Below are 23,207 nucleotides of genomic sequence, written 5' to 3' on the forward strand. Positions count from 1 at the left end.
CGCCTAGCGGCACCGAAGTGGTACGAACTGCAACTCTCGCATCACCCTCTTCGTCACGGAGCCAAGGCTCCCACGGGAACCACTGCGATGCCATCCGGTCGGCGATAGCCATATGTGCCGTTCGTGATGACCCCGAGCACGGTGGGCGCGCCACTCCTCTGACTGTCGATCGAGGCGGCGAACCGACTCAGCGACGCCGCGGCTTCATCGACGCGTTCCGGACCCAGCTTGACCTCGAAGGCGCCCCATCGCCCGTCGGGCAGTTGCACGATCAGATCTGCCTCGACTCCGTTGGAGTCCCGGTAGTGAGAAATCGTCGCCCCCAGCGGTGCCGTCAATGCTCGAAGGTCTCTGATCACCATCGACTCGAAGATGAAGCCGGCAAAGTTCAGATCCGCCATCAGCCTCTCCGGACTGGCGGCGAGCGCGGCCACTGCGAGCGACGGATCTGCGAAGTGACGCTTCGACTCCTTCCGCAATGTGGCCCTCGACCGCAAGTGCGGCGACCACGCCGGAACGTCTTCGATGAGCATCAGACGCTCGAGCGCCGAGAGGTAGTCATAGATCGTTGTGCGGGCGAGCGGCGTCTCGCGCCCATCACCTCCCGTGGTGTCACGGGCGAGCACCGAGATCTTCACCTCCGTCGCGGTGTTGCGTGCGAGCGACTCGATGAGCCGACCGAGGCGTGCCGGGTCTCGGGAAGCGCCTGCGACCGATGGCACGTCCACCTCTCGGGCATTCGCGAGGTAGTCGATGTTGCTCTGGGCGGCCGCGTCGACCGACCGCCCCAGATTGATCGGCCATCCACCGACGACGAGCAACTCCAAGAGTTTGTGGATGGAGATTCCGGGATCGCTGCACGGCGTCATCTCGCCTGACATCAGGGCTCCCACGGACACCTCTTCGGTCGACAGGCCCATCTCGAACAAGCTCATCGGGCGCATGCGGAGGCGACTTATCCGACCAGCGCCGGAGTGACGAGTCACGTCGTCGCGAGGAGTCGCGGATCCAGTGAGGACGAATTGCCCAGGTAACTGCCTGTCGTCAACTTCACGACGCACTTTGTTCCACAGCAGCGAGCCGCCGAGTTGCCACTCGTCGACGAGCCTCGGAGCAGTTCCACTCAGGATGATTGCGGGATCCACGGCAAGCGCTTCTCGCGCACCGAGGTCGACGTCAAGGAGCACCTCGCTCGCGCAGACCCGTTTCGCGGTCTGCGTCTTGCCGCAGGCCTTGGGTCCCTCGATCAGGACGGCACCGGCACTCGCCAACCTGTTCTTCAGTGGCCCGTCGATGACTCGAGGTAGGTATGCCATGCGAACCACGCTACAGTTTGAGGCCAACTCAGGCTACAGAATATGGGGGTTTCAGGCTACAAACTGTGGATCTGCTCGCAACGAGACCGCGACGGCCTAGCTGGTGCTCGTGGTCTCCGGAGCGGGCTCGGTGGGCGACTCGGTCGGCGGATCCGTGGTCGGCGGATCCGTGGTCGGCGGATCGGTGGGGCAGTCCGTCGAGGGCGGGTCGGATGGCGGGTCCGTGGGTGTCTCCGGGTCCGTGGGCGACGGGCACTCGGTGGGAGGCTCCGGATCCGTGGACGTGGGCGGGTCGCTGGGCGTGCCCGGATCCGTCGCGGGGTCGGACGGCTTTACGGGCCCGGCGGGACGGGTCGTGCCGTCGCCGTCCTTGTTGTCACTCCCCTGCTCGCGCCCGGGCTTGTGGTCGTCGGACTTCTCTGCCGTGCGGGCCGCAGGAGTGTCGCAGGCACACAGGGCCGGCATGTCGTCAGGGATCCGTACGCCGCCGGGCGGGGTGTAGTCGGGCACCTTCGAGGCCTGCTTCTCGTAGCGCTTCTGCAGCGCCAGCACCGTGCTCACGAAGCGCTGCGCCCGGTGGTACGTCGCGAGCGCGACGCGCAGCTGGGCCGGCTTCTTGAGCTTGCGGCCGTCGGCACACAGGAACACCGCGGCCCCGAGGGCGGCGTCGTCGATGTCTTGCGGGTTGCGCCGCTGGTCGCCGTCGGCGTCGACCGCCACGGTGCTCCAGGTGGTCGGCATCAGGGCGAGGGCGCCGACGGGCGCGTCCCAACGCTGGTTGCGGTCGAGGGTGCCGGCGTCGGTGTCGGCGAAGGTGCCCAGCCCGCGTCGGCCGTTGAGCACGTGACCGACGATGGCCGGCCTGGCGACGCCTGCCTTGGTGAGCCGGTGCTCGAGCTTCGCCCCGCGGGAGTGGTTGGACTCGACGCGACCGATGGCCGCCAGAGTGAGCCAGTCGAGTTGGCACGACGACGCGGCGTTCATGACGGCACTCGCGCGCTGGTACGCCGCCACCGCGACCTCCGGGGCCTTGGCGATCGAGCCGGGGTAGGACCTCGGGACGCCGACGGCCTCTCGGCGTACGTGCGCATTGGCCTGCACCTCGGCGCCATCAACGCGGGCCGCCTCGAGCGCCGCCGGGAGCACCGCGACGCCATCGGTCGGCGGCGACTGCGACGACTTCTGAGGTTGGTCACCGTCGGAGATCAGCACCGCGGCGCCAGCGACACCGGACGCTCCGGCAATCACGCACGACAGCGCGATGGCCGCAGCACGCGCGCGGGTCGAGAGCGGACGTCGCCGAATACCGAGATGCATGCGCTGTTCCCCAGAGGTGGTGTCGGAGGTGGTGACCATGAGTCAAGGTGCTCGCGGAGAGGAGTGCCACACCTTGGCAAGACGTACTTTCACCAGACGCAAGAAGTTGTCACCGGCGTGACAAGTTCTGGACTTGGCCGGGCACGAGGTTCACGGCGTCTCCCCGTCCGGCAGCGGCGGCATCTCCGGCGCGGCCGGGGCGGGCAGCGGGCAGCGACTGGGCGAGTCGCACTTGAGGAGGTCGTCGGGGTCATAGGGCGTGAACATCGGACCACCCTGGTTCACGCGAACGGGGTTGTTGGGGCCGGATGCCATGGCGGTCACCAGCGGGCTGAGGTCGTCACCGCCCGAGCCGCAGCCGATGAAGGGAGGGATGTCGACACCACGCGGATCGGGAATGCTCTTTCCGTTCAGCTCCTGGTAGTAGGGAGAGTCGAGCGGGCCGGTGGACCCGCGCAGCGGGTCTCCGTTGCGGTCGACGACGCCTTCATACTGCCCCAGGGACCCGCCCTGCAGAGGTATGTACGGCTTGACGCCCCAGAGCCACACATCGGCTGGGTGCGCGGCCCGGCACGAGGGACCGAGGTCGACCGGGACGCCGTCGACCACCAGGTCACTGAGGCTGATCTGCACCTGCCCTGCGATCAACGTTCGAAAATAGCTGTTCGCCGTCGGACCGTCACAGCCGGGGAAGTTGGTCGCGCCCGTCACCCACGTCGCCACCGTCCACGGCTGAATCGCCCCGTTCTCGCGGACCATCTTCATGCTCAGCGTTGCCGTGGCGGGGATGGACCCGAACGCCACGAGTCTGACCGTGGTGTCGGGCAGAGCACCGACCTCCTTGGGCTTGCCGTCGTCTGTGATGGTGACCACGGTGAGGTCTGAGAGGTCGATCCGGGTCTTCTTGTATTGATCGACCGGCACCGTCGCGCAGGGCACGGGGCCAAAGGGCCAGTCGACGTTTGCCACGCGCGCGCTGTAACGCGTGGGATTCTCGATCGGATCGTTGAAGCGCGCATAACGGAGGATCCCGATGATCGGGTTGTCCGGTCCGAGGGTGATGTAGGTCTTGGACCGGCGCGAGACCGCCCCCTGGGTCGACGACACCACCCCCGCAAGGACATACCCCTCACCCGTCGGCAGGTCATCAGCTGCCGCCTGCCCTTCGGTGCGGTTGGGCTCGTCGCTCTGGACGGCACCGCTGGGTAGCACCAGGACGCTGCCGACCAGGACAACGACAGCAACGACCGTACGGCGAGCACGTGACCCGATTCGTGGGCGAGGTAGGCGCATGGACAGCTCCCGGGAGCAGGTGGATAGTTGGTCAGATGCTGAGCGGGACCGCACGTCGCTGCGGTCTGCAGCGATCGCGGCCGTGGTTCACGCAGGTGTTGTCATCTCACTCATGTGGTTCGCCGCCCCGACATCACTCGTCGCCCTCCGGAAGCGGAGGGTTGGCCGGAACGTCCGGAATCACATCCTTGGGGCACACGTTGCTGCAGGTGCCGAGGTCGTCCAGGGGCAGTTCGTCAAATGAAGCCATCGGGCTCTGGACCGCGCGGACGGGGTTGTTGGGTCCAGACGCCATGGCGCTGACTATCGGGCTCAGATCCTCGCCACCGACGCCGCAACCCGTGAACGGTGGAATCGTAATCCCCGTGGACGCTGGAATCTGTTGGCCGTCGAGTTCCTGGTGGTAGGGCGAGTTCAGTGGGCCCAGCGAAGGACCATGAAGACCGTCGTAGGCGGCCAGAGTTCCTCCACCGCCAGGTGTGTAGGCACCCTCATTCCACATCCGCAGGTCGACAAGGCTCTCGGTTCGGCACGATTTCCCGAGGTCGACTGGCACCCCGTCCACCGTCAAGTCACTGAGCGTCACCTCAAGTTTCCCCTCGACTATGGTTGACGTCCGAGTGGTGAAATTCGGATCGCAGCCCTTGTTCAAAGGGCTGTTCGTATCCCATATGTTCGCGGTGAAGGGACGGAGCTTGCCGTTCAGCTTGGGCTGCCGCAAGGTCAACGTCGCGGTCGCCGGGATCGAGCCGAAGGCGACCAGGTTGACGGGCACCCGGGCCACGAGCCCAGCGTCCACTCCCCCGGACGTGAGAGGCGAAAGCGCGTAGATCGCCACGCGCAAGAAACTGCCCCGATTCATGCTGGTGGGAACAGATGGGTCGGCGCAGTCGGGTTGATCGAACGGGTTGTCGACACACGCCCGACCACGGGTGCACATTGCCAGAAACGACACCGGGTTCTCGATCGGAGTGTTGTACAAGCCTTGGTAGAGGCCGCCCCAGATTGGTGAGTCAGGACCAATCGTGATGAACATCTTGGACGCCCGAGCGGCGGCCGTCTGTGTCAACGTGACGAGGCCCTGGGTCAAGGCGATCTTCTCTTGAGGAAGGTCCTCCGAACCTGGCAGCCCGCTCATGACAGTGGCTTCGGCCTGTGCCGGGGTTGCAGCTTCGTGTGACTCATCGGCGGGTGCCGCACTCGAGGGAAACGTCAAGGCACCGAGGAGTGCGACGCATGTCAGAGCAGCCGTGCGGTGGTATCGCCTTGTTCTGCGTAAGAGCATGAACGGGGTTCGCACGGTCTGTGGCCCTCCTGGCCTCGAATGGGGCGGATGAAGCACATCACCATTCCGATGATGCAGTTCAGGTCCAGTGTCGATAGTGGTGCTGGCACCAGTGAAGGTGATCCAGATGACGCGCGCTACTCGTTGGCAGAGCCGATCTCTGTGCAGCGCCGGAAGTTGTCACCGACGTGACAAGTTCTGGTCGGTCACGGGTTCGCAATCGCTGTCGGGTCCCCAGCCTTCGTCCACGAACCCGAGGCCTCCGTCGGTCGTCGGGCCCGGAGGAACTGAAGTCAGGCAAAGAAGGCCGACGACGCCGTGCGAACGCGATCAACGCAGCTGCCCTCGGGTTGGCTTCTTCACGGATTCCCTGTGGTTGTCACCCACACGAGAAGCCGGTGGTGCAGGTCGCGTCATGCGACCTGCACCACCGGCTTCGGATCAGGCCGTTGTCGTCACGGGTTGGTGATGGTCAACCCGCTGGTCGTCCAGTAACCGCCGACGTCGATCGGGTCACCGAGCTGGACGTCGAGCAGAAGGCAGGTCGAGCCCACCGGGGTGCTGGAGATCTCGAGCTCGATGTTCGGGTCCGTGGCGTACGCCGTGGGGGTGAACCGCTGGTTGGTCTCGTTGAACGTGCCGTCCACTGAACCAGCCACGTCGAAGGTGCACCCTGCTGCGGTCACGTCCGCGTTCACGTCGTACAGCGTTGCAGGGGAGACGCCACTCACCTCGTCGCCAGTGATCTTCACCTTCCAGGTGCCGGTGGGCGTGACCGTCGTGGCGCCAGCGATCGGGTTCGTGCACCCGCTGGAGGTCAGGGATCCGAGGCTGCCGGCCTCGGCACCCATGAGCCTGCTGACGCCGTTGTTGGTGACCGTGCCAGTGAGGTTGAAGGTGGTGCAGGTCAGCGTCTGGCTTGCCGGGATGTCCGTGAAGCTCACGTTGGTGCCCGTGAAGGTCACGGCCGCGCCGGAGTTGCTGCTGGTCGGCGTGTAGTTGGTTGCCAGTGCGTGCGCCGGGCCGGACATCGCGAGGACAGCTGCTCCGACAGCGGAGGTTGCGACCAGGCCTGTGGCCAGCTTGTTGCGCTTCATCATCTGTTTTCTCCTTGGGTTGGATGTTGCCGGGCTGTGCAGATTCGTGAGGTGAGGCGTGGGGCTAGAGGCCGTCGCCGTTGCGCGGGTTGCTGAGGTTCAGCTCAAGCGTGTTGTTGCTGCCAGGAACCAGCGCGTTGATCGGCACCGACCCGAACCACGGGAAGAAGCCGGGGATGTCGAAGAAGTTCAGCGGCGTACAGCCGGTGAAGTTGCCGATCGTGTAGTTGGCCACGAGCGGGCCACCTGCATTGATGGTGAAGTAGCCGGTCGGCGGTGTGGTGTTGCTGATCGGGCTCTTGGCATTGATCGTGGCCGGGTTGATCGTGTGGCAGTTGCTGCCCACGGCCAGCGGCCACCAGACGCCGAACACCTTTGCCTCGACGTTGCTGAGCCTGATGTCGTACTTGACCTGCGTGTCCAGGCTCAGCGCTTGGCGAGGCGAGGGCAGCTTGGTCAACGTGCCCGTGACCGGGCCTACCTGGGTCATTGTGACCCTTGCCCGCGACGGGATCCCGAAGATGTCGAAGTTCATCACCTTGCTGGGGATCGTCAACGTTCCATCGACGATCTGTGCCGTCACCAGATCCATCACGACCTTGATCTCGGTGGGCCCGAGAGCCAGGTCTGCGTCGACCTGCGCGCCGACGTGAGTGGAGCCGACCGCGTCGTAGATGACGCTCAGGGTGGGATTCTCGTCCTCGGCCTGCGCGGACGGCGCGGCCGCAACGAGCAGCATGGACAGGACGGCGGCGGCTGCCATCGCGAGGCGAGAGCGCCGTCGTGGCGCCAACTGAGATTTCACGGATTCCCCTGTGGTTCGAGACTGACGCGATGCCGGCCTTCTGCGGACCAAGGCCACACTCGCGATGACATCGCCATTCAGGTGGATCCGCGCTCACGGCGACAACCCCGGCGCCGACATTGGCTCCGAACTGGGCCGGAAACTGTCAGAAAGGTGACAGTTTCTGCGTCGCCCGGGGCTGGCCGATCACGCATTGGGGGAGAAGAACTTGTCACGTGCGTGACAAGTCTCCCGACCAAGTTCGCTCCACGTGCCCGACAACCCTTTACGTGTGCGCCGCCGACGCATTCACTGTGCTCGGGAGAACCATTTGACGGTGCCCCTCGCTCCCAGGAGCGCGTGGTCCGTCGTGCGGGAGGAGAAGTGATGTCGCTGCCAACGCCGAGCCCCACACAGCGAGTCGGAGGTCGCCTGCCCCAGGCACGAGCGCCGCGCCTGACCATCGCGGCGCCACCTCCCTCGATCACGCCGGAGATGGTGGCGATCTACCGCCCTCGCGCTGTCGAGCTCACCCGCCGCATCGCCGAACGCATCAGCTGCGACGTCGTGGGCTTCCGCGATCCGCGCCTCCGCGACCTCATCACCGAGGCAATCGACTCCGCCGTGACCCTGTTCGTCGACGCTCTCGCCGGCGCCCCCGTGCGTGGCGCCTCCGTGGCCGCGGCCTACCGGCGACTCGGGAGTTTGGAGGCAGAGGCCGGTCACGACCTCGACGCGATGCGGGCGGCCCACCAGATAGCCACCCAGGAGTCGTGGGATGACCTCCGCACTCTGGCCCGTGAACTCGACCTTCCGCTGGTCGCGGTCGACCACCTCATGCACGCGTTGTTCGACTACCAACGACAGCTCCTCGAGCACGCGCTCCTCGGGTTCGGCGCACCTCGGCGCACGCCCGACGTACGACTCCGGCTGTTGACGGCGCTGGCCACCGGTGCGGACGACGCCGACGTACGCGCCCTCGCGCAGCGAGTGGGCTGGACGATCCCCGACCTCGTCGCGGTCGCGGTGGCGGGCGACCCTTCCCCTGCAGCATTCACCGCACCGTGTGGCGCCGTACTGGTCGGGACGTACGACGGCGCACTCGTGCTGCTCGGTGCACCCGACGACGTGGAGCAGCAGGCCCGCGTCATCGCCACCTCCCACGGCCCGGTCGCGATCAGCTGGGGAGTCGAGCCGGACGCGTCAGCACATGCCCTGCGCTGGGGACTCCAGACCCTGAAGCTCGTCGCCGATCGGATCATCGATGCGCCCGGCGACGGCGTCGTCTGGTGTGAGGCCCACCAGGCCGAGCTGTGCCTGCATGCCGACCCCGTGCTGCGCCGCTGCGCCGATGAACAGGTGTTGGCGCCACTGCTGGCCGAGACCCCGAAACGACGCGCGGCCCTGGCCGAGACGATGCTGGTCTGGCTGCAGACCGGGCACACCGCACCCGCTGTGGCTCGCCTCCTGAAGGTGCACGAACAGACCGTGCGCTCGCGTCTCAAGCACATCAAGCACCTGTTCGGCGATCGCCTCGACGATCCGGCGGAGACGGTCGGCCTGTTGACGGCGCTGGAGTCGATGACGCCACGCTGGCTGCGCGAGCCGGACGACGGACGTCGTCGTACGGCGGTACTGGTGCAGAGCGTTCGTCGCCGTTGACCGCCACCACCGGACACGGTAGGCATGTGCGCAGCGCCCATCGCCCGACGAACCGTCGGGACGACGTCACTGGAGGGCGCCACGACCGGGGGCGGGGAGCATGCAATGACGGGGGTTGACCCGGGTCAGCCAGTCACGATCTCAGCGGTGCAGCTGGCGCGCTTGTTCCGGCCGATGATGCCGTCGCTGGTCTCCGAGATCGTGGCGACCATCCACGGACAGATCGACCGCTACGGCCAGTCGACCACCGGACGGCGGCACCAGCTGATCGAGTTCGCGGTGTCGAGCGCGATCAACGAGTTCCTGGAGAACCTCGAGAACCCGACGATGACGGGCCGTCGCGCCGACGAGCTCTTCCGGCGGATGGGCCACGGCGAGGCCATGGACGGGCATCCGCTCGAGGCCATGCAGACCGCCTTCCGCCTCGCCACGCAGGAGTCGTGGGAGTACCTCCGCTCCTTCGCGATCGAGAACCGGCTCTCGGCGGCGGCGCTGGCCAACCTCGGCGACGCGCTCTTCGCCCACATCGACCACCTCGCCGAACAGGCCCGGCTCGGCCACGTCGGCGCACTGAAGGCGCTCGACCGCGACCAGGGAGTCACCACCTCGCGGCTCCTGGAGGGCCTGCTCCGTGGCGACGGCACTGCCGAGCTCGAGCACCAGGCCTCACTGGCCGGTTGGGAGCTGCCCAACGAGGTCGTCGTGCTCAGCGTCCAGACCCAGCGCAACGCCGACGCGCTCTCCCTCGACGATCTGACCCCGTGGTGCCTGGTCGGCTCCGACCCCACGGGGCGGGTGCTGGTCACCGCGCAGGATCGCAGCGACGAGGTGCTGACCCGGCTCGACAAGGAACCACTGGTCAAGGCGATCGCGATCTCCTGGCCGGTCGCGATCACCGAGGCTCGCAGCGCCTACCGCTGGGCGACGCGCGCGGTGCGCCTCGCACTCCGCGGCGTGATCCCCTCGGAGCGGGTGATCCGCTGCGAGGACCACCGCACCCAGCTCTGGCTGCACGCCGAGCCGACGCTGCGTCAACAGCTGTGCCAGGAGCTGCTGCCGCCACTGCTGGCCGAGACCCCCAACTCGCGCGAGATCCTCTCCGAGACCCTGCTGGTCTGGCTTGAGACACGAGACAGCGCTCCCGCCATCGCTGCCAAACTGGGCGTGCACCCGCAGACGGTTCGCTACCGGTGGAAGCGCATCAACGAGCTGTTCGGCGAAGACCTCCACGACCCGGATTTCGTGACCACGATGACCATGTTGCTCAAGGCCAGCGTCCCGCTCTGGAAGGCGGGCGACCAGAGCGACTTCGAACGCTTCCGCGCGGACGAGGAGGAGTGATGACCTCTCTGAATCGCCGCTCTTCTTCTGTGTCTTCGGGCCTTCCGACGGTCGCCGTACTGCCGATCGTCTGTGCGGCTGTGGTGGCCCTCGGCCTCGCGTGGACCGTCCTGGACGACGCCTCCGCTGGCATGCGGGTCGCCACCTCCGCGTTGCTGGCGGCGTTCCCGCTGGGCTACCTGTTGTCGGCGTGGCTGCCGCTGCGCCTCGCTGTACGACGCGGGGCCGCTGTCGGGCTGCGCCTCACCGAGCCGGCGCTGCACACGGCCCAACGGATCACGGTGATCGTGCTCGACAAGAGCGGCACGATCACCGCGGACGAGCTCGCCGTCGTCTCCGTCGACCCGGTCGAGCCCGACCACGACCGCAACCTGCGGTGGTTCGCCGGCGCCCTCGAGCACTCCGCCGAGGACCCGGTCGGACGTGCCATCGCCAAGCTCGCCGGACGCGGACACCTCACCGACGTCGTGCAGACCCCCGGGTTCGGGATCAGCGGATCCGTCGACCGGCACCCGGTGCGGGTCGGACGCCCCGACTGGATCGGGCTCGACCACGTCGGCGGGGACGGCACCACCGTCGCCGTCGAGGTGGACGCCCGGGCACTGGGCCACATCACCGTCGACGACGTGGTCCGCGAGGACGCCCTGGCCTCCGTCGACCGACTGCGCACACTCGGCCTCGCGCCGGTGCTTGTCTCCGACGGCACCAGCCACAACACCGAACGACTGGGTGTTGCCGTCGGCATCGACGTGCTGCATGCCGAGGTCGCGCCCGAGAAGCGGGCTCGCGTGGTGACCGAGCTCCAGGAGGCGGGTCAGGTGGTCGCGATGGTCGGGCCGTCCCCTGCGAATGCCGACGCGTTGGAGGTTGCCGACCTGGCCGTGTGCTCAGGGCCAGCGCCCGGCCCGTCGTCGATCAGGCTCGACACGCTGGCGGTCGACGCGGTGGCCGGCGCGTTGTCTCTCTCGCGGACTGCCCTGTCGGTGATCCGCACCAACCGGGTCATCGGTCTCGTCACGCCTGTTGTCGGACTCGTCGGCGCCGGGCTCGGTGTGCTCAGTCCCCTGCTGGGGTTGGTGTTCGGCGTCGTGGCGGCCCTGCTGGTCGTCGGGAACTCCCTGCGCCTGCGGGCTGCCGCCAAGCTCTGACCTGATCGAACTGGTGGTCCAGTCTCGATACGCTCGCTGGCGCTCGCTGCTCGACCAACGAAAGCTCCGCTGTGCGAGTGCCGCCGAGGGACCTTCGGTGGTCGAGTGCCGCCGAGGGACGAGGCGGTGTATCGAGACCACACCGCGAAGGCTCCGCGGGTCGACGCTCGCCACTCGGCCAACGAAAGGCGGGACGGCATTTCTTGTCACGTAGGTGCCAAGTTTGAGGTTGTTTGTCAGTGCGTTGGACGTTTGCCCTTGCCGTGCGGTCGTCGTACTGGCTCAATCGTTGTCACGGGCCGCCTCTCCCTCCCAAGAACTGGCGGCGCCCACGGTCCGCATCAGCCCGCATACCTGATGCCTGACCGGCCAAGGAACGCTCGCGGGCCCGCCTACCCCACTCCACCCGGCCGGCCCGCGGGCGTTCATCTCACGGCGTGGTCTCGAGATGGGTTCCGAGGAGGCGAGGGACGAGCCGTCTCGAAGGGCGCTCGTTCAGCAGCAGCGGCGGCGGGTGATCCAGACGACCAGGGCGAGTACGCCGAGGGCGGCAGCCAACTGCTTGCCGTAGGTCTTGAGCAGGATCGGCAGCACGGTCGCACCGAGGTCGAGTGCGTCGTCCGAGCCGGAGGAGCCCGAGGATCCGGAGGACTCGGCCTTGTGGCGCGACGGCGTACTCGCCTGTGGGGCGGGCGCGGCCGAGCTCTCCGCGGCGGGCGACGACGCCGGACCAGCGTCCGGGTCGCCGCCGGGTGCGGAGACCGCCGCAGCACCCGTCGGCACCGAGGCCGGTTCGGAGTCCGCGTCGGGCTCGGGCGTGCCGCCGACCTTCGTCTTCAGGCAGTCGACGAACTGGCCCAGCAGCTTGTCGCTGATGTCCTGGATGACACCGCGGCCGAACTGGGCGGGCTTGCCGGTGATGTTGAGGTCGGTGACCACCTCGACCCGGGTTTCGCCGGGGCCGGCTTCGCTCATGGTGGCCACGACGTCGGCGCCGGCGGTGCCGTTGCCGCGCTTGTCCTTGCCCATCGCCTTGATCTTCATGACGCCGGCGGACTCGTCCTTCTCGGTGAACGAGCCGGATCCGTTGTAGACAAGGGCGATCGGGCCCAGCTTCACCTTGCAGCTGCCGGTGAACGTGTCGCCCTCGAAGGACGTGACCGTGGCGCCCGGAAAGCATCCGGCCACCGACTCGATGTCGTTGAAGGCGGCCCAGGTCTCGGCGCGCGAGGCGGGCACGGTGAACTCGTGGGTCAGCTGCACGGGCTCACGCTCCCGCGGCCGCGAGCACGGCCCGACGGGTCAGCACCGTCGCCAGGTGTCGGCGATAGTCGGCGTCACCGTTGAGGTCCGACGGCGGGTTGGTGCCCTCCGCGGCCGACTCAGCTGCCCGGCGTACGGCCTCGTCGGTGGCCGGCTGGCCGACCAGCGCCTGCTCGACGGCGGTCGCGCGCAGGGGCGTCGAGCCCATGTTGGTCAGGCCGATGCGCGCTTCGGCGATGGTGCCGCCCTCGGCGCGCACGGTCGCGGCCACCGCGACGATCGGCCACTGGTGGGCGACCCGCACGAACTTCTCGTAGTGGCCACCCCAGCCGGTGTGCTTGGGAATGCGTACGGCGGTGAGGATCTCGTCGTCGCCGATCGCGGTGGTCATGAAGTCCTCGAAGAAGTCGGACGCCGACACCCGGCGCTCTCCCCCGCTGCCGGTGATCACGAACTCCGCATCGAGCGCCAGCACCGGTGCACCGAGGTCTCCCGCCGGGTCGGCGTGCGCGAGGGCGCCACCGAACGTGCCGCGGTGGCGGACCTGCGCGTCGGCCAGGTGCTCGATCGCCTTGGTGATCACCGCCGCGTGCTCGGCGACGAGGGCGTTCTTGCCGACGTCGGTGTGGGTGGTCATCGCGCCGATCACGAGGGCGTCGCCGTCCTCGGTCACGCCGCGCAGGGACTCGATGCGGCCGAGGTCGATGATCATCTCGGGTGCGTTGAGGCGCATCCGCAGCACCGGCAGCAGGCTCTGCCCGCCGGCGATGATCTTGGCGTCGTCACCGTGCTCGGCCAAGGCGGCCAGGGCCTCCTCGACCGTCGTGGGTGCGAGGTAGTCGAACTTTGCGGGGATCATTCCGGGGCTCCGTCCGCGATGGCTGTGTCGCCGCTGTCGTCGAAGTGCGGAGCGGCCGCCTCCGTGGTCTTGTCGCCGCCGCCGCCGTCGTTGATCGCCTTCCACACTCTCTCCGGCGTGCACGGCATGCGGACGTCGTTGACGCCGAACTGCCGGATCGCGTCGACCACCGCGTTGACCACCGCCGGTGTCGAGGCGATCGTGCCGGCCTCGCCGACGCCCTTGGTGCCGAGCGTGTTGGTCAGCGACGGCGTGGTGGTGTGGTCGACGTCGAAGCTGATCGTGTCGGCTGCGGTCGGCACCAGGTAGTCGACGAACGAGGCCGAGACCAGCGTCCCGGAGTCGTCGTACACGGCTTCCTCCCAGAGCGCCTGCGCGATGCCCTGCACCAGTCCGCCGTGCACCTGGCCGGCCACGATCAGCGGGTTGATCACGTTGCCGATGTCGTCGACGCAGGTGTACTTGCGCATCTTGACCGCACCGGTCTCGGTGTCGACCTCCATCGCGCACAGGTGCGTGCCGTGGGGGTAGTTGAAATTCACCGGGTCGTACGTCGCGTCGCAGTCGAGCGACGGCTCCACACCGTCGGGCAGGTTGTGCGCGGCGAAGGTCGCCAGCGCCACCTCGGCCATCGCGAGACCCTGGTCGGTGCCACGGACCCCGAAGCGACCGGCCGAGAACTCGATGTCGTCGACCGATGCCTCGAGCAGGTGGGCCGCGATCGGCTTGGCCTTCTCGATCACCTTGTCGGCGGCCCGCACGAGCGCCTCACCACCGACGACGAGCGACCGGGAGCCGTAGGTGTCGAGGCCCTTCGGCGCGACCATCGTGTCGCCGTGCAGCACCTCGACGTCCTCGAAGGCCACTCCGAGCCGGTCGGCGACGATCTGGCTGAACGCCGTCTCGTGGCCCTGGCCGTGGGCGCTGGCTCCGGTGACCACCTCGACCTTGCCGGTGGCCAGCATGCGCACGGTCGCGTGCTCCCAGCCGCCGGCGCCGTAGTCGAGGCTGCCCAGCACGCGGCTCGGCGCCAGGCCGCACATCTCGGTGAACGTCGAGACACCGATGCCCAGCTGGATCGGGTCCTTCGACTCACGTCTGGCCTTCTGCTCGGCCCGGAGCTCGTCGTACCCGAAGTGCTCCTTGGCCAACGCGGTGGCGGCCTCGTAGTTGCCCGAGTCGTACTCGAGCCCGGCCACCGTGGTGAACGGGAACTCCTCGTGCTTGATCCAGTTCTTCTCACGCACCTCGAGCGGGTCGACACCCAGCTCGGCGGCCAGCTCGGTCATCATGCGCTCGATCCCGAACGTCGCCTCGGGGCGCCCTGCACCCCGATAGGCGTCGGTCCAGGCCTTGTTGGTGAGCACCGTCTGCACCGCGAAGTGGTAGGCGGGGAACTTGTAGATCGCGTTGAACATGAACGCACCGAGCACCGGGACGCCGCCACCGACGAGGGAGACGTGCGAGCCGAGGTCGGCCAGCAGCTCGACCTTGAATCCGGTGACCGTGCCGTCCTTCTCGGCGGCCAGGGTGAGCTTCTGCCACTGGTCGCGGCCGTGGTGGGCGGCCATCATCGACTCGGAGCGGGTCTCGGTGTACTTCACCGGCTTGCCCAGCCGCCGGGCCAGCACCATGGTGATGAACTCCTCGGGCGTGGTCTGCAGTTTGCCGCCGAAGCCGCCGCCGACGTCGGGCGCGATGACTCGCACCTTCGCCTCGGAGACACCGAGTACGGCAGCCAGCAGGAAGCGCAGGATGTGCGGGATCTGGGTCGCGCTCCACATCGTGATCTGCTCGCCGGTCGGGTCGACCACGGTCGAGCGGGGCTCCATGAACGCGGGGATCAGCCTCTGCTGGCGGTACTCGCGCTCGAGGACGATGCCGTCCTCACGCGCCTTGGCGATGGCCTCCTCGACGTTGCCGCCGGTGCCTGCGTCGGCCGAGTCGAAGACCCAGAGTGCCGACTTGTTGGTGCCGAGGTCGGGGTGCGCGAGCACCTTGTCCTCCGCCGACTCCTTGAGGTCGAGGGCCGCGGGCAGCTCTTCGTAGTCGACGTCGACCAGCTCGGCCGCGTCACGCGCCTCGGCGGCACTGCGGGCCACCACGACCGCGACGATCTCGCCGGCGAACGTGGCCCGGTCGATCGCGACGGGCGGGTGCGGCGGGGTGACCTGGTCGGGCGTGATCGGCCACGCGTTCGGCAGGGAGCCCTGCTCCTCGCCGAGGTCCTTGCCGGTCACCACCGTGACCACGTTGGGCGCCGCCTTCGCCTCGTCGACGTTGATGTTGACGATCTTGGCGTGCGCAAAAGGACTGCGCACCATGGCCAGGTGCAGCATGCCCGGGAGGGTGATGTTGTCGGTCCAGCGGGTGCGACCGGTGATCAGTCGCTGGTCCTCCTTGCGGCGCCGGTCCCGGCCGATCTCCATCTGCGGCTCTTCGGTCACGGTCATTTGCCGACCTCCTGCCCGGACGCGGTCTGCACGGCTCGCACGATGTTGTGGTAGCCGGTGCACCGGCAAAGGTTGCCCTCGATGCCCTCGCGGATCTGCTTCTCGTCGGGCTTCGGGTTGTCGTTGAGCAGGTCGATCGACTGCATGATCATGCCCGGCGTACAGAAGCCGCACTGGAGGGCGTGGCACTCGTGGAACGCGGCCTGCATCGGGTGCAGCTCGCCGTTCGTGGCCAGCCCCTCGATCGTGGTCACCTCGTGGCCGTCGGCCTGCACGGCCAGCACGTTGCACGACTTCACGCTGCGCCCGTCGAGGTGCACCGTGCACGCCCCGCAGTTGCTGGTGTCGCACCCGATCACGGTGCCGGTCTTGCCGAGCTTCTCCCGGAGGTACTGCACCAGCAGCATCCGTGGCTCGACGTCGTCGGAGACCTTTGCTCCGTCGACGGTGACTTCGATCCTGGTCATGGACGACTCCTCGCAGACGCACTGGCTACCTGTGACCCGGCTCACGCTATGAACCCGAGGTTGGCGAAAGGTTGGATACTCCCTGACGTTTCGGCCCTCTCGCCGCGATACTCCCTGACGTTTCGGTCCCTCCGGGGACGCGAACGTCAGGGAGTATCCCGATTTAGGGGCCCGAACGTCAGGGAGTATCCCGATTTGGGGGCCCGAACGTCAGGGAGTATCCCGAATTGGGGGCCCGAACGTCAGGGACTATCGGGAGGATGAGGCGGCGGCGAGCTTGCCGCGGAGCAGGGGCTTGAGCGGGTGCGGGGCCTCGCCGAGCGAGGCCAGGCAGGCCTCGATCACCTGGGTGTCATAGGGCGCCAGCTCGGTGTAGCGCACCACCGCCGCCGGCACCGGGTCGGCCAGCAGCGCCTCACGCACGGCGACTGCGAGATAGTCGGCGTACTCCCCCAGCCCCGGGGACTCGGTGCCGGGCAGCAGGTCACCGCCGTACGCCGCCACGGCCTCGCGCACCTTGCCCTGGCGGAGCAGGCGTACGACGGTCTCGACGTCGGCCTGCACCGGGAGCGTGAGGCGATAGGGCCGCGACGCCAGCTGGCCACCGACCGCGTGCCGCAGGTGCGAGACCTCGGCCTTGAGCGTCGACAGGGTGATCGACTGGTCGCCGTAGAGCAGCGCGTGCAGCTGCTCGAGGGTGAGCCCGTCGGGGTGGAGGGTGAGCAGCGCGAGGATCTCGGTCTGTCGTCGGTTGAGCAGCAGGCGCTCGCCGTCGAGATGCACCTCGGCCGAGCCGAGCAACCGCAGGCTGAGCCCGATCTCGTCGTCGGGCAGCACCAGGTGAGGGGCCCGACCACCGGCATGCATCGACCGGGGCATCGCCCCCTCGATCACCCGCGCCATCATGCGCGCGGTGGCCAGCCCGATCGGGTGGGTGCGGTCCCAGGTGGTCGACAGGTCGATCACGCCGAGCACCTCACCGGTCGCAGGGTCGTGCACCGGCGCCGCCCAGCACACCCAGTTGTGCACGATCGGCGCGAAGTGCTCCGCACTGAACACCATCGACGGCCCGCCGGTGCGCAGCGCGAGGTCGAGCGCGTTGGTGCCGACGCTCGCCTCGTCCCACTTGCCGCCGACGACGAAGTTGACCGACTCGGCCTTGCGGCGCATCACACGGCCGCCGTACGTCCACAGGATGCGGGTCTCGGGGTCGGTCACGGCGAGCACCAGGTCACCGTCGTCCGCCGTACGCCGCAGCTCGTCCTCGACACGCTCGACGCCGACCTGGAGCGGCGAGCCGGCCCAGTACGCCGCGGTGTCGGCCTCGTCGGCCAGCGGCGCCTCGGTCACGTCCGGCCTGATCAGCGAGCCGGACCGTCGCCACGAGTGCAGGATCTCGGGACGGACCAGCTGCTCGGCCCGGTCACCCTGCTCGACGAAGGCGGTCCAGGCGCGCACGGCATCGATCCTGCGCTCGTGCAGCTGCTGACGATCGACGGACATCGGCTCTCCTGACGGTCTCTCGCAACCGTAGCCCGTGGACCGTGACGGCGTCACCGGTTCCGTCTCGACGCCCGAGAACGCCACAACCATCGCAGCGGCCGGTGGCACCTGTCGGGACGGACAGGTGCACCCCTCCCCCCGCGGCCGGTTTCGCGATCCTCGTCTGTTCGGGGCCCTTCCGACGGACCTAGCGTCCGAAGCACCCACCCCGAATCCGGAGGTTTCTCTGATGCAAGTTGACGAGTTGCTCAAGCCGTTCCCGATCAAGGAGTTCCACCCGTTCCCGAGGGCCCTCATGGGACCCGGCGCGCACGAGATGATCGGCCCCGAGGCGCTCAAGCTCGGTTTCCGCAAGACGCTGGTGATGACCTCGGGCCTGCGCGGCACCGACATCGTGCACAAGATCGTCGAGTCGATGAAGTACCACGGCCTCGAGGTCGTGCTCTACGACAAGGTGGAGTCCAACCCCAAGGACTACAACACCATGGACGCGGTGAAGCTCTACCAGGAGAACGCGTGCGACTCGTTCGTCTCCATCGGTGGCGGCTCCTCGCACGACGCCTGCAAGGGCGCCCGCATCTCGGTGGCGCACGACGGGCGCAACGTCAACGAGTTCGAGGGCTTCAACATGTCCGAGAACCCGAAGAACCCGCCGCACATCGCGGTCTCGACGACGGCCGGCACCGGCTCCGAGACGTCGTGGGCCTACGTCATCACCGACACCACGACCGACCCCGACAACCCGCACAAGTACGTCGCCTTCGACGACGCCTCTGTCGCCACCCTGGCGATCGACGACCCGGTGCTCTACTTCGACTGCCCGGTCGACTACACCGCCCAGTGCGGGTTCGACGTGCTGGCACACGCCTCGGAGCCGTACGTGTCACGGCTCAACTTCGAGCCGTCACTCGGCAACGCGATCCGGGCCATCAAGCTGACCTCGGAGAACCTGCGCGAGGCAGTGTGGAACGGCCAGGACCTCAAGGGCCGCGAGGGCATGATGTACGCCCAGTACATCGCCGCCCAGGCGTTCAACTCCGGCGGCCTCGGCATCATCCACTCGATCTCGCACGCGGTGTCGGCGTTCTACGACACCCACCACGGGCTCAACAACGCGATCGCGCTGCCCCGGGTGTGGGCGTTCAACATGCCCGCGGTCTACGGTCGCTTTGCCGACATCGCCGAGGCCATGGGCATCGACACCCACGGCATGACCAAGGTGCAGGCTGCCGACGCCGCCCTCGCCGCGTCGATCCGGCTGCTCCGCGACGTGGGCATCCCGGAGAAGTTCACCGACGTCACCCAGGACAGCTACTCGAAGAACCGCCTGGGCACCGGCCCGACGGCGTACTACGAGAACGCACCGGTGATCAAGGGCGACGACGAGGACATCGACCGCATCACCCACCACGTCCTCGGTGACGCCTGTACGCCGGGCAATGCCAAGGAGTGCACGTTCGAGACCGTGCGCCCGGTGATCGATCACTGCATGAACGGCGATCTGGACGACCTGATCAGCTGACAGAGCCCCGGTCCGGTCGCCGTCCATCGAGCCGGCGGCCGGACCGGATCCCACCGGCCACGCAACCACTGCCTGAGGAGAGAACGTGAGCACGCTGCCCGAACCGGCCCCCGCCTTCGCCGACGTCGAGGAGGCCCGGCTGCGCCTTGCCGAGCACGGCTATCTCTCCGACGACCGCCTGGCCACCACCGTCTTCCTCCAGACCCGGCTCGACAAGCCGGTGCTCCTCGAGGGCCCGGCCGGCGTCGGCAAGACCCAGCTGGCCCTGAGCCTGGCCCACGCGACCGGCCGGCGACTGCTCCGCCTCCAGTGCTACGAGGGCCAGGACGAGACCAAGGCGCTCTACGAGTGGGACTACGGCAAGCAGCTGCTCTACACCCAGATCCTGCGCGAGAAGATCGGCTCGATCGTCGAGGACGCCGCCGACCTCAACGAGTCGATCGAGCGCATCGCCAAGCAAGACTCGGTGTTCTTCTCCGAGCGCTTCCTCGCCGCCCGTCCGTTGCTCGAGGCGATCGACTCCGACGACCCCGTCGTACTCCTCATCGACGAGGTCGACCGGGCCGACGAGGCGCTCGAGGCGGTGCTCCTCGAGCTGCTCTCCGAGTTCCAGATCTCCATTCCCGAGATCGGCACCATCCGCGCCAAGCACCTGCCGTACGTCGTCCTCACCTCCAACAACACGCGTGACCTCTCGGCGGCCCTCAAGCGGCGCTGCCTGCACCTCTTCCTCGACTACCCCGACGCCGAGCGGGAGCTGGAGATCATCCGCTCCAAGGACACCGGCCTCTCCGACGCACTCGCCGTACGCCTGGTCGAGATCGTGCGCGACCTGCGCGACCTCGACCTGCGCAAGGCGCCGAGTATCTCCGAGACGATCGACTGGGCGCGCACCCTCGCCGTGCTGGGCGTGGAGGAGCTGACCTCCGACATCCTGTCCAGCACGCTCAACGTCGTCGTGAAGTACGAACGCGACCTCAAGAAGGCGCTCGCCGCGATCCCGAAGATGGTCGACCCGAACGCCGTCGTGCCCGACAGCCTGCACGGACACGGGCACGGTCACGGGCATGGCCACGGTCACGACCACGACCCCGCGCCGCAGCCGCCCGCGGCACGGGATGACTCCGGCGACGTCGACGGCAAGGCCGCCCGCGCCGCCAAGGACAGGCCCGGCCGCCACGACAAGGGCTACTACGGCGCGGACAACAAGCTCGGCCCGTCGCGTGCGGTGTCACCCGGCCAGGGCAGCCGGTCCTTCTCGGCGCGCAAGCGCCCGGTCTAGGCCGACGGCATGGAAGGCGCGGTCCACCGGTTCATCCGCCTGCTGCGACTCCACGGCGTGCGGGTGAGTACGGCGGAGGTCATCGACGCCATGCACGCCGTGGCCCAACCGAGCGTGCTCGACGAACGCGAGGTGCTCCGCGCGGCGCTGGCGGTCAGCCTGGTCAAGGACCGGCGCGACCTGGCCACCTTCGACCGCGTCTTCGACCGGTTCTTCGGACTGCGTCCCGTCATCGACGAAGCCGGCGAGGAGCACAAGCACACCCACGACGACCTGAGCGACGACGGCGAGCTGACCGACTTCACCCTGTCGGAGGAGCCCGGCGACATCCCCGAGGACGGGCACTCGCACGGCAAGCCCGACGACATCAAGGAGTTCTTCAAGCCCGAGGACATGGCCCAGCAGTACAACCTGCACCAGGAGGCCAACAAGATCGACATCGCCGCACTGACCGATGAGATCGTGCTCTCCAACGACACCCAGACCAGCGCCGGCGAGGCGGCCAGGGTGCAGCTCTCGACCCGTCGCATGCACAACCCGGGCAACCCCGGCGACCTGGTCCGCAGCCCCGGCATGGAGCTCGACACCGAGCTGTCGGTGCACGAGGAGATGGCGCTGCTGAGCTGGCTCGAAGAACGCCTGCCCGAGGACACCTTCGTCGACGACGGCGACCTCGCCGCGCTGCGCAAGGCGCTGGCGCCCTGGCTGGCCAGCCTGCCCGAGCGGATCCGCGACCACCTCCAGCAGCTGATGGAGACCGAGCGCGAGATCGAGACCCGCGAGCTCCAGGCCGCGCAGGCCGAGACCGTCGACGAGCACGAGCGTGCCGAGCTCGAGGAGTCGCTGCGTCGCCTACTGCGCAGCCTGCACGGCGCGCCCCGCCCCCGTCGTACGACGGCCGCGCGCGGCGTGGTCGACGGCCGGCGCACCATGCGCAGCAACATGAAGTACGACGGCGTCCCGTTCCGCCCGGTCACCGTCGCCAAGGCACACGACCGACCCAGGTTGCTGGTGCTGTGCGACGTCTCGCTGTCGGTGCGCTCGACCGCGCGGTTCACCCTGCACCTGGTGCACAGCCTGCAGTCGGTCGCGTCGTCGGTGCGCACCTTCGCGTTCGTCAAGGACATGGTCGAGATCACCGACCTGTTCTCCGAGCACCGCATCGAGGACGCGCTGTCCCTCGTGATGGCGGGCCTGCCGGCCGGCGGCATCCTCGACGTCGACGCCGACTCCGACTACGGGTCGTCGTTCCGCCAGTTCCTCGACCAGTACGGCTCGGCGGTCAACCGGCGTACGACCGTGATCGTGCTCGGCGACGGTCGCGGCAACGGCAAGGACCCCGGGCTCGAGGCGTTCGAGGAGATCACCCGCCGGGCGCGCTCCACGATCTGGCTGACCCCGGAGCCCAGCTATTCATGGGGACTGGGCGGTTGCGACCTGCCGGCGTACGCCGAACACACCGACAAGGTGCAGGTGGTGCGCAACCTGCACGGCCTCGAGGAAGTCACCACCTCACTGAAGGTGACGACGTGAGGGTCCGGCGGTGCGGTTCGCCCAGGGGCCCGGCATGAGCGCCGTCGAGCCGGTCTCGGCGATCGACCCGTTCGTCGCGACCCACGACGGCGTCTACCGCGACGCCATGGTCGAGGTGACGGCGCTGCACGGCCCCCGCCCACGCCGGCAGCTGCGCACTGTGCGCACCGAGCACTTCGACATCCTCCACGAAGGTCCCCTGATCAAGCTCTCGCACGCGCTGCGGCCCGACCAGATCGACGACGACCTGGCGGGCCTGATCGCCGAGGAGCTGTTCCAGCCCGGCTGGCTGCGCGGACCCGACCTCTTCGAGCGGCTGCTCACCGGCATCGTGCTCAGCACCCGTGCGGAGCCGCTCGACGCGTGGACCGACTTCTACGCCAACACCCTCGCCCGCGTCGCTGAGTCCCTCACCGGTGACCCGACCGGCACCCGGCACGGGACCATCGCCGACTACGCACCCGTCTACGGCTTGGCCGAGCAGGCGCTGGCTCCCGGCACGGTGCTCGAGCTGGGCTGCTGCTTCGGCTTCCTGTCCCTCCGGCTCGCCGCCGCCGGGCGCGCGGTGATCGCCTCGGACGTCTCCGCCGGCACCGTCGGCCTGCTCGACGCGGTCGCCCCGCGCCTCGGCCGCGACGTGCACACGCGCACCGCCGACGCCGGCCGGCTGCCGTTCGCCGACGACTCGTGCGACAACGTGCTCGCCATCCACCTGCTCGAGCACCTGGAGCCCGACCACGGCGAACGCGTCGTCCACGAGGCCCTGCGCGTGGCCCGCCGACGCGTCGTGATTGCGATCCCCCTCGAGGAAGAGGCCGACGCGACCTGGGGCCACGTGCGCACCGTCTCCCTCGACGACCTCGACGCCTGGGGTGCCGCCACCGGCCACCCGTACGTCGTCCGCGAGGCGCACGGCGGCTGGCTCCTGATCGACCTCGCCTGATCCTCAACCACGACGTGGTGGATCGCACCCAGTGGCTGTTGCGGTCACAGGCAGCACTCACCGACACGGCCGGCACCTGGTCGACCCGACGGGGGTGGGCCGTACGACAGGTGAGCAGGCGGGTCAGGGAGCGGTTCAC

The 23,207-nt window shown here is 68.3% G+C and carries 19 protein-coding genes; 8 read left to right on the forward strand and 11 right to left on the reverse strand.

Annotated elements, in window-relative coordinates; all coding sequences use genetic code 11:
* Positions 1-53: 53 nt before the first annotated feature.
* From ASH02_RS13540 to ASH02_RS13555, 4 genes are all read right to left on the reverse strand, one after another.
* A complete protein-coding gene (locus ASH02_RS13540; RefSeq protein ID WP_056681908.1) occupies positions 54-1,316 on the reverse strand; it encodes an ATP-binding protein in 1,263 nt (420 codons plus the stop codon).
* A gap of 96 nt (positions 1,317-1,412) precedes the next feature.
* Complete coding sequence (locus ASH02_RS13545; RefSeq protein ID WP_162262589.1) at positions 1,413-2,633, reverse strand: lytic murein transglycosylase; 1,221 nt, start codon at positions 2,631-2,633, stop codon at positions 1,413-1,415.
* Between the two features lie 150 nt (positions 2,634-2,783).
* Positions 2,784-3,926 carry a hypothetical protein gene (locus tag ASH02_RS13550; protein WP_156393712.1) on the reverse strand — a complete coding sequence of 381 codons (1,143 nt, stop codon included), beginning with the start codon at positions 3,924-3,926 and terminating at the stop codon, positions 2,784-2,786.
* 133 nt (positions 3,927-4,059) lie between these two features.
* Positions 4,060-5,064: a hypothetical protein gene (locus ASH02_RS13555; RefSeq protein WP_056685545.1), complete on the reverse strand. Its 1,005-nt coding sequence runs from the start codon at positions 5,062-5,064 to the stop codon at positions 4,060-4,062.
* A 195-nt stretch (positions 5,065-5,259) separates the two neighbouring features.
* Between ASH02_RS13555 and ASH02_RS26110 the strand changes: the two genes are divergently transcribed.
* Positions 5,260-5,403, forward strand: coding sequence for a hypothetical protein (locus ASH02_RS26110; RefSeq protein WP_156388521.1), 144 nt, complete (start codon positions 5,260-5,262; stop codon positions 5,401-5,403).
* 263 nt (positions 5,404-5,666) lie between these two features.
* Here ASH02_RS26110 and ASH02_RS13560 read toward each other — a convergent pair whose 3' ends face one another.
* Positions 5,667-6,311: a hypothetical protein gene (locus ASH02_RS13560; RefSeq protein WP_056685541.1), complete on the reverse strand. Its 645-nt coding sequence runs from the start codon at positions 6,309-6,311 to the stop codon at positions 5,667-5,669.
* 61 nt (positions 6,312-6,372) lie between these two features.
* A complete protein-coding gene (locus ASH02_RS13565) occupies positions 6,373-7,113 on the reverse strand; it encodes a hypothetical protein (protein WP_156388522.1) in 741 nt (246 codons plus the stop codon).
* A 366-nt stretch (positions 7,114-7,479) separates the two neighbouring features.
* On the opposite strand from ASH02_RS13565, the gene ASH02_RS13570 reads away from it, so the two are divergent.
* From ASH02_RS13570 to ASH02_RS13580, 3 genes are all read left to right on the forward strand, one after another.
* Positions 7,480-8,754 carry a helix-turn-helix domain-containing protein gene (locus ASH02_RS13570; protein ID WP_082620889.1) on the forward strand — a complete coding sequence of 425 codons (1,275 nt, stop codon included), beginning with the start codon at positions 7,480-7,482 and terminating at the stop codon, positions 8,752-8,754.
* Between the two features lie 147 nt (positions 8,755-8,901).
* Complete coding sequence (locus ASH02_RS13575) at positions 8,902-10,095, forward strand: helix-turn-helix domain-containing protein (RefSeq protein ID WP_057294905.1); 1,194 nt, start codon at positions 8,902-8,904, stop codon at positions 10,093-10,095.
* Entirely contained in the window at positions 10,095-11,243 is a 1,149-nt protein-coding gene (locus tag ASH02_RS13580; RefSeq protein WP_082620890.1) for an HAD family hydrolase, read from the forward strand. The genes ASH02_RS13575 and ASH02_RS13580 overlap by 1 nt, the downstream gene beginning before the upstream one ends.
* A 495-nt stretch (positions 11,244-11,738) precedes the next feature.
* Here the strand turns inward: ASH02_RS13580 and ASH02_RS13585 are convergent, their stop codons facing one another.
* The 5 genes from ASH02_RS13585 to ASH02_RS13605 form a co-directional block, all read right to left on the reverse strand.
* Positions 11,739-12,506 (reverse strand): SRPBCC family protein, encoded by a 768-nt coding sequence (locus tag ASH02_RS13585; protein WP_057294907.1) that lies wholly within the window; start codon positions 12,504-12,506, stop codon positions 11,739-11,741.
* A 4-nt stretch (positions 12,507-12,510) separates the two neighbouring features.
* Entirely contained in the window at positions 12,511-13,365 is an 855-nt protein-coding gene (locus ASH02_RS13590) for an FAD binding domain-containing protein (RefSeq protein WP_056685526.1), read from the reverse strand.
* On the reverse strand, positions 13,362-15,818 hold the full coding sequence (locus ASH02_RS13595; protein WP_056685522.1) for a xanthine dehydrogenase family protein molybdopterin-binding subunit: 2,457 nt from the start codon (positions 15,816-15,818) through the stop codon (positions 13,362-13,364). The genes ASH02_RS13590 and ASH02_RS13595 overlap by 4 nt, the downstream gene beginning before the upstream one ends.
* Positions 15,815-16,285, reverse strand: a complete 471-nt coding sequence (locus ASH02_RS13600; RefSeq protein ID WP_056685520.1) for a (2Fe-2S)-binding protein — start codon at positions 16,283-16,285, stop codon at positions 15,815-15,817. The genes ASH02_RS13595 and ASH02_RS13600 overlap by 4 nt, the downstream gene beginning before the upstream one ends.
* 249 nt (positions 16,286-16,534) lie before the next feature.
* A complete protein-coding gene (locus tag ASH02_RS13605) occupies positions 16,535-17,788 on the reverse strand; it encodes a hypothetical protein (RefSeq protein ID WP_056685517.1) in 1,254 nt (417 codons plus the stop codon).
* Between the two features lie 229 nt (positions 17,789-18,017).
* On the opposite strand from ASH02_RS13605, the gene mdo reads away from it, so the two are divergent.
* The 4 genes from mdo (at position 18,018) to mftM (ending at position 23,068) form a co-directional block, all read left to right on the forward strand.
* The gene (gene mdo / locus ASH02_RS13610) at positions 18,018-19,310 is read left to right on the forward strand and encodes an NDMA-dependent methanol dehydrogenase (protein ID WP_056685512.1); all 1,293 of its coding nucleotides are present in this window, start codon (positions 18,018-18,020) and stop codon (positions 19,308-19,310) included.
* 85 nt (positions 19,311-19,395) lie between these two features.
* Entirely contained in the window at positions 19,396-20,592 is a 1,197-nt protein-coding gene (locus ASH02_RS13615) for an AAA family ATPase (RefSeq protein WP_057294908.1), read from the forward strand.
* A 9-nt stretch (positions 20,593-20,601) separates the two neighbouring features.
* Positions 20,602-22,125, forward strand: a complete 1,524-nt coding sequence (locus ASH02_RS13620; protein ID WP_056685506.1) for a VWA domain-containing protein — start codon at positions 20,602-20,604, stop codon at positions 22,123-22,125.
* A 34-nt stretch (positions 22,126-22,159) separates the two neighbouring features.
* Positions 22,160-23,068, forward strand: a complete 909-nt coding sequence (gene mftM / locus ASH02_RS13625; protein ID WP_156409768.1) for a mycofactocin oligosaccharide methyltransferase MftM — start codon at positions 22,160-22,162, stop codon at positions 23,066-23,068.
* Positions 23,069-23,207 lie beyond the last annotated feature (139 nt).

Source organism: Nocardioides sp. Soil796, assembly GCF_001429525.1.
Lineage (GTDB): Bacteria > Actinomycetota > Actinomycetes > Propionibacteriales > Nocardioidaceae > Nocardioides.